Annotated in this window: 3 protein-coding genes; 1 reads left to right on the plus strand and 2 read right to left on the minus strand. The window is 71.1% G+C overall.

The window, feature by feature from the left end:
* The coding region (locus RH94_RS27470) for a response regulator transcription factor (RefSeq protein ID WP_073950915.1) at positions 1 to 659 on the minus strand (659 nt) is incomplete at its 3' end.
* Complete coding sequence (locus tag RH94_RS27475) at positions 656 to 1,945, minus strand: sensor histidine kinase (protein ID WP_073950917.1); 1,290 nt, start codon at positions 1,943 to 1,945, stop codon at positions 656 to 658. The genes RH94_RS27470 and RH94_RS27475, both read right to left, overlap by 4 nt.
* Positions 1,946 to 2,146: 201 nt before the next feature.
* Between RH94_RS27475 and phoU the strand changes: the two genes are divergently transcribed.
* Complete coding sequence (phoU, locus tag RH94_RS27480) at positions 2,147 to 2,839, plus strand: phosphate signaling complex protein PhoU (RefSeq protein WP_073950919.1); 693 nt, start codon at positions 2,147 to 2,149, stop codon at positions 2,837 to 2,839.
* The last annotated feature ends 282 nt before the right edge of the window (positions 2,840 to 3,121 follow it).

The following is a 3,121-nucleotide window of genomic DNA, read 5'->3' on the forward strand; positions in this document are numbered from 1 at the left end:
GGCCCCCGGACCGTCACCAGGTACCGCGGCGCACCCGGATCCGGCTCGATCTTGGCACGCAGCCGCTTGACGTGGACGTCGAGGGTCTTGGTGTCGCCCACGTAGTCGGCGCCCCAGACGCGGTCGATGAGCTGCATACGGGTCAGCACGCGCCCGGCGTTGCGCAGCAGCATCTCCAGCAGGTCGAACTCCTTCAGCGGCAGGTCGACCTTGGAGCCGGAGACGGTCACGACGTGCCGGTCGACGTCCATGCGGACCGGGCCGGCCTCCAGCGCCGCCGGGACGGCCTCCTCCGGCTCGCCGCGCCGGCGCAGCACCGCGCGGATACGGGCGACCAGCTCACGGGAGGAGAACGGCTTGGTGACGTAGTCGTCCGCGCCTATCTCCAGGCCGACGACCTTGTCGATCTCGCTGTCCTTGGCGGTCACCATGATCACGGGGACGTTGGAGCGGCCGCGCAGCTGGCGGCACACCTCCGTGCCGGGCAGGCCCGGCAGCATCAGGTCGAGGAGGACGAGGTCGGCGCCGTTGCGCTCGAACTCGTCGAGTCCGTCGGGCCCGGTGGCCGCGACGGCGACCTCGAAGCCCTCCTTGCGGAGCATGTACGACAGGGCGTCGGAGAAGGACTCCTCGTCCTCGACGACGAGCACTCGGGTCACGGAAGGACCTCCGGGGCGGGAAGCGGTTCGTAGCGGGATGGTTCGGTCGTGGACTGCCCGGCCTCCTCGGAGAGGACGGGGTGCTGCTGTGCGTGGTCGCGGTCCCGATCGCGGTACCGGTCGCGGGCCTCGCGGGCCGCGGCCGCCTCCGGCAGCCGCAGGGTGAAGGTGGATCCCTGACCCTCGGCGCTCCACACCGCGATTTCCCCGCCGTGCGAGGCGACCACGTGCTTCACGATCGCCAGGCCCAGGCCGGTGCCCCCCGTGGCACGTGAGCGGGCCGGGTCGACGCGGTAGAAGCGCTCGAAGATGCGCTCCTTGTCCTTGTCGGAGATGCCGATGCCCTGGTCGGTGACGGCGATCTCGATCATGTCCCCGCCGGGCGCGTCCACCCGGCGGGCGGCGATGCCGACGCGGGTGCGGGACGGGGAGTAGTTGACGGCGTTCTCCACGAGGTTGCCGAGGGCGGCGGCGAGCTGGCCGCGGTTGCCCCAGACCCTCAGGTCGGCCGTGCCTCCGGTGGCCATGGTGATCTGCTTGGTGCCGGCCTGGTGGCGGCAGCGGTCGATGGCCTCGGCGACCAGCTGGTCCACGCGGACGGGCTCGGCGTCCTCCAGCGGGTCGTCGTTCTGCACCCGGGACAGGTCGATGAGCTCCTGCACCAGGTTGGTCAGCCGGGTCGCCTCGATCTGCATGCGCCCGGCGAAGCGCTCCACGGCCTCGGGGTCGTCGGAGGCGTCCATCACGGCCTCGGAGAGGAGGGAGAGCGCGCCGACGGGCGTCTTCAGCTCGTGGCTGACGTTGGCGACGAAGTCGCGCCGTACGGCTTCGATGCGGCGGGCCTCGGTGAGGTCCTCGACCAGCAGCAGGACCAGGCGGGAACCCAGCGGCGCGACGCGAGCGGAGACGGCGAGGGCCTCGCCGCGCCCGGTGCCGCGCCGGGGCAGGTCCAGCTCGACCTGCCGTATCTCCCCGTCCCTCCTGGTGTCGCGGGCCATCTGGAGCATCGGTTCCACGGAGAGCTCGCCGCCGCGGACCAGCCCGAGGGCGTACGCGGCGGAGCTGGCCTTGACCACGGTTTCGGTCTCGTCGAGGACGACGGCGGAGGAGCGCAGGACGGACAGGACGGTGTCCACACCCGGGGGAAGCACCGGGTCGGCGGGCAGGGAGGCGCGAGTCGCGCGCTTCTGCTCGCGCTCGCTCCAGCGGAACGCCAGCATGGCGATGACGCCGGTGAGCACTCCGGCGATCGCTGCCGCTGCGGCGACCGCCTCGTTCAGGTCCATGCGTCCAGGTTAGGCATGGGGTACGACATGCCCACAGCCGTCCGGGTGCGAGCTCGAACACTCGTCGCCCAGAGTTCACCTTGGAGCCAGTGATGGTTCATTTGGGGTGACGGAAACGGACGCGTTGGGCCCGGAATGTTGAGAGCGTGGGGTACGAGCCCCCTACGAACCCCCGAAGAACACATATGAGAGGGAACCCTGATGCGTGACGCGTACCACGAGGAACTCGACTCGATCGGTGACGGTCTGGTGGAGATGGCCCGGCTGGTCGGGTCGGCGATCGGGCGCGCCACGACCGCCATGCTCGACGCCGACCTGAAGCTGGCCGAGAGCGTGATCGAGGCCGATCAGAAGGTCGACGACCTCCAGCACGACCTGGAGGCCCGGGCCATCGCCCTGCTGGCCCGCCAGCAGCCGGTGGCGACGGATCTGAGGATCGTCGTCACCTCCCTGCGGATGTCCGCCGACCTGGAGCGCTCGGGCGACCTCGCCCAGCACGTGGCCAAGCTCGCCCGGCTGCGCTTCCCCGAGCGCGCGGTCCCGCAGGACCTGCACGCCACCATCCTGGAGATGGGACAGCTCGCGCAGCGCCTGATGGCGAAGGCGGCCGAGGTGATCGTGACCAAGGACGTCGACCTGGCGCTGCAGCTGGAGCAGGACGACGACGAGATGGACCTGCTGCACCGCACCCTCTTCACCCACCTGATCGAAGACCGCTGGAAGCACGGCATCGAGACGGCGGTGGACGTCACCCTGCTCGGCCGCTACTACGAGCGCTACGCCGACCACGCGGTGGCGGTGGCGAAGCGGGTGGTGTACCTGGTGACGGGCGAGCACGCGGACGAGCTGCAGCAGCAGGACATCCAGTCGGTGACGGGGGCGGAGGGCGTGTGAGGGCCGGTGCGGCGGTGGGGGCCGGTGCGGCGGTGGGGGTGCGCGGCGGCCGGCGCGTGACCGTCCGGGACCGGTGCGAAGGAACGGCTCAAGGGCGCGCATGAGCCACTGTGCGCCGTTGATGCGCCCAGTGCGGCGGGCATGAAATGGGCAAAGGCACCAGCCTCGAGGAGGGACCCATGGCCGAATCCCGCGGCACCACGCCCGACCCCACGCAGGAGCGCGAGACCGAGCAGCCCGCCGACATCAGGAGCCTGCCGCTCTTCGGCGCCTGCGGCTGCG

The organism is Streptomyces kebangsaanensis, from assembly GCF_001906585.1.
GTDB classification, from domain to species: domain Bacteria; phylum Actinomycetota; class Actinomycetes; order Streptomycetales; family Streptomycetaceae; genus Streptomyces; species Streptomyces kebangsaanensis.

What these genes read in the sequence shown, in the direction of transcription:
- RH94_RS27475 (WP_073950917.1), bottom strand. Translation starts at nt 1,945, where the DNA reads ATGGACCTGAACGAGGCGGTCGCCGCAGCGGCAGCGATCGCCGGAGTG.
- phoU (WP_073950919.1), top strand. Translation starts at nt 2,147, where the DNA reads ATGCGTGACGCGTACCACGAGGAACTCGACTCGATCGGTGACGGTCTG.